The sequence below is a fragment of the Hansschlegelia beijingensis genome, from assembly GCF_045505405.1.
In the GTDB taxonomy this organism is placed as follows: domain Bacteria; phylum Pseudomonadota; class Alphaproteobacteria; order Rhizobiales; family Methylopilaceae; genus Methylopila; species Methylopila beijingensis_A.
In genome coordinates, this window is sequence record NZ_JBJKEX010000325.1 from 1 (window position 1) to 3,438 (window position 3,438).

Genomic DNA, 3,438 nt, shown 5'->3' on the forward strand with positions numbered 1-3,438 from the left:
GGGGCGCGACCTGCCGGGCGGCGCCACGCGCGCGACGCTGTTCCTTCCTGGCGGCGCGGGCGGCCCGGCCTTCCTGATGTTGCAGAACTATCGGGTCATCAAGCGCTACAACAACGCCGACGCCTACGCGATGGCGGTCGGCCATCTGTCCGACCGCATCCGCGGGGGAGGGCCGTTCGTCACCCAATGGCTGAACCATGACCGCCCGCTCGACGAGCCGAGCCGGATGGATCCGTCCCTCGCGGCGCACGACCGCGAAGCCGAGCGGCAGCGGCGTGTGGGCGACGTCCCCGCCGCGGATGTTGAACAGCCAGGCGAGGCAGTGCGCGTCGGTGACGAGCAGCGCGTCGGCCTTCACCCTGGCGAGCTCGCTCTGGACCCGCGCGATCTTCGCCGCGGCGCCTTCGCCGGCGAACGCGTCGTCATGCGGGGCGACCGGCGCGAGGGGCGGGGCCGGGCGGTCGGTCCACAGCCGGTCGAGCGGATTGTCCCGGACCGCGACCAGCTCGATCTCCGCCGCCTTCGCCGCGGCCTCGAAGCGCTCGAAGCCGTCCACGGTGTGCAGCCGCGGGTCGTAGCCGATCTTCTGGCCGGGCGCGGCGTTCTGCTTCAGCCATTCGGACGGCGCAAGCTCCGCGACGTTGACGATCACGAAGGCCTTCTGGTCGACCTGAGAGCGGGCCTGAACCGTGTAGCGACCATCGACGAAAAGCGCCGCTTTGTCAGTGAGTACGATGACGACGCCAAAGGAGCCTGTGAAGCCGGTCAGCCAGGCCAGCCGCTCCGCCGAGGGTGGCAGGTACTCGTTCTGGTGCTCGTCCGCGCGCGGCAGCAGGAAGCCGTCGAGGCCATCCGCCGCCAGCGCCTCGCGCAGCGCCGCGAGCCGCGCCGCCCCCTGGCCGGGATCGGCGGTCTCCTCGAACGTCTGGAACCGGGCTTCGAACATGGGCGCTCCTCCAGGCCGGACGGCTTTGTAGGCCAGCGCGGCCGAAGGCGCATCTGCGTCAGCGTCGCGTCAATGGTCCATCATCAGGGGCGTCTTGCTGTCCGCCAGCATGCTCTGCGTGACGCCGCCGAACAGCCATTCCACCAGCGACGACCGCGCGAAGGCGCCCATGACGATGAGGTCGGCGTGGGAGAGCCCGGCCTGCTCCCTGAGACTCTCGCCGATGTCGCGGCCTGCAGGGAGCTCCTTGACGACGGCGTTCACGCCGTGCCTGCCGAGGGCGACCGCGATGTCCGCCCCGGGCGCGCTCCGCGTCAGGTCCTTCTCGCCGAGATAGCAGACGATCTCGACCAACTCGGCGGCGCGCAGGAAGGGCATGGCGGCGGAGACGGCCCTCGCGGCGGGCTCGCTTCCGTCCCAGGCCACGATGATCCGCCGGCACCTGAACTCGCGAAAGCCCTTCGGGACCACGATGCTCGGCCGGCCGCTCGCGAAGATCAGCTTCCGCAGCAGGCCGCCGTCGATCGTGATGACGCTCGGATCCGCGTCCAGAACGATCAGGTCGCTGACGCGCGCCTCGGCCAGGATGCGGTCACGAAGCTCGGCATAGGAGAGCTGCGGCGCTTCGACGACGCAGGTGACGCCCGCGAGCGCCGCAGCGCGGCGCGTCTCTTCCGCCACCCGCTCGGTGAGCTGGCGGAGCCGGGCGTTCTCCTCGGCGACAAGCTGCCCGACGATCGCCGAACTGCGGGAATGCGGGACGTTGAGCGGCACCGAGCCCGAGTGAATCACGAGCCGGGCGTCCGCCTGGGCGGCGAGCGACAGGCCGTAGGTCAAAGCCGATGAGCGCTCGCCCTCTCCCTCCTCGGTCGCGACGACGAGGATGTTCTTGATGTTGTCGATCTGAGGCATGCGTCCCTCTTCCAGCAGGTGGAGGCGAGACTTGCGGCCCGGCTTCGTTCAGAGCGGAATGATCTGGATCAATTCGTCCGATCACGCTTCCGTGGCTGCGGCCAGCACCAGGGTGGACCAGCCCTCGAGTTGACGCGACGCCACGACCTCGAGCCCCTGCGCCGCATAGGCCGCCGCCACCCGTTCGGCTTCGTGGTTCATCAGACCCGACAGGACCACCCGGCCGCCTGCAGCGAGGTTGCGTTTCACGTCGGGGGCGAGTTCGACCAGCGGCCCGGCGAGGATGTTGGCGACGATCAGGTCGAAGGGGCCGCGCTCGGCGAACGCCGGATGGTCGAAGCCCGTGGCGTGGATCGAGTCGACATACTCGCCCGCGCCGTTGGCTTCGGCGTTCTCCTGCGCGATCTGCGCCGAGACCTCGTCGATGTCGGTCGCGAGCACCGGGGACTTCTGGGCGAGGGCGATCGCGATCGCCAGCACGCCGGTGCCGGAGCCGAGGTCCAGCACGCGCTCGAAACGGCGCTCCGTCAGAAGCTCGTCGATCGCCAGCAGGCAGCCGCGGGTGGTGCCGTGATGGCCGGTGCCGAAGGCGAGCGCGGCCTCGATCTCGATGCCGATGACGTCTGCGGGGATCTTGTCGCGATCGTGCGAGCCGTGGACCACGAAACGGCCGGCCGGCACGGGGTTCAGCCCCGCGAGGCTCTTCGCCACCCAGTCCGCCTCGTCGATCGCGCCTTCCTCGACCCGCAGGCCTGCGCTCTCCGGGCCCAGCGCCTCGCGCATCGCCTGGGCGAGCTCAGCGCTCGACAGCTCCGGCGAACCGTAGACCTCGACGTTCCAGGCGTTGGGACCGGTCTCGAACGCTGAGACCGAGACTTCGCCGAACGGGAACGCGTCGTCGAGCATGTAGGCGACGCGCTTTGCGGTGGCCTCGTCGAGCGCGAGGCGGATCATAGGGGTTTGCATGTGAGCCTCAGCGGCCGCTGTAGGGATCAGGATCGAGCCGATATGCGATCGTCAGGAGTTCGTTCAATGACGGCCCGGCCATCAGAGTGGATGGTTCATGTCTCGAGATGTGTTCAATGAGCACAGAGGTCAGAGTATCGACGGAGTTAACCCGGGGAATTTTCTTCTCAATTCTCACTTCAGTCAGATCAGCGGCGATGACGGCTAATTCATCGCCTGACGCGTCCCAGAGATGAAGTTGTTTATCCGCAACATCGCAAATCTCCAACGAGCGGACAGCGGTTTCAATTGAGGCATAAACCCGCACGTCACCAGCTCGCTTGCGCGACGGCGAGTCGTTGATGACTATCGCCTCTCGCATCTAGCGGCCTCCTCAGGCCGCCTTCACGAAGCCGTCCAGCACGCGCTTCTCGCCGGCCTTGTCGAACGAGACGGTGAGCTTGTTGCCGTCGACCTCGACCACTGTCCCGTTGCCGAACTTCTGGTGGAACACGCGCGCGCCTCGCTTGAAGCCGGCGGACTTCGCGCTCGACGAGGCGACCAGCTCGCCCTCGATGGTCATCGGACCGCCTCGCCGGGCCCTGGCGCGCGACGCGGCGGCCCGATGACCATCG

General features: G+C 68.4%; 4 protein-coding genes and 1 pseudogene. All 5 read right to left on the reverse strand.

Annotated features, from left to right (window positions below; all coding sequences use genetic code 11):
• Positions 1-298 precede the first annotated feature (298 nt).
• Positions 299-946 (reverse strand): annotated as a pseudogene (locus ACIKT0_RS15295) (aminopeptidase P family N-terminal domain-containing protein); the annotation flags it as partial.
• 69 nt (positions 947-1,015) lie between these two features.
• On the reverse strand, positions 1,016-1,858 hold the full coding sequence (locus tag ACIKT0_RS15300; RefSeq protein WP_407106180.1) for a universal stress protein: 843 nt from the start codon (positions 1,856-1,858) through the stop codon (positions 1,016-1,018).
• Between the two features lie 81 nt (positions 1,859-1,939).
• On the reverse strand, positions 1,940-2,824 hold the full coding sequence (locus tag ACIKT0_RS15305; RefSeq protein WP_407106182.1) for a 50S ribosomal protein L11 methyltransferase: 885 nt from the start codon (positions 2,822-2,824) through the stop codon (positions 1,940-1,942).
• Positions 2,825-2,831: 7 nt separating this feature from the next.
• Positions 2,832-3,185, reverse strand: coding sequence for a hypothetical protein (locus tag ACIKT0_RS15310; RefSeq protein WP_407106183.1), 354 nt, complete (start codon positions 3,183-3,185; stop codon positions 2,832-2,834).
• 12 nt (positions 3,186-3,197) lie between these two features.
• On the reverse strand, positions 3,198-3,438 hold a 241-nt coding region (locus ACIKT0_RS15315), incomplete at its 5' end, for a hypothetical protein (RefSeq protein WP_474998505.1).

Excerpts from the sequence above, each read along its gene's own strand:
- ACIKT0_RS15300 (WP_407106180.1), bottom strand. The coding sequence starts at position 1,858 with ATGCCTCAGATCGACAACATCAAGAACATCCTCGTCGTCGCGACCGAG.
- ACIKT0_RS15305 (WP_407106182.1), bottom strand. The coding sequence starts at position 2,824 with ATGCAAACCCCTATGATCCGCCTCGCGCTCGACGAGGCCACCGCAAAG.
- ACIKT0_RS15310 (WP_407106183.1), bottom strand. The coding sequence starts at position 3,185 with ATGCGAGAGGCGATAGTCATCAACGACTCGCCGTCGCGCAAGCGAGCT.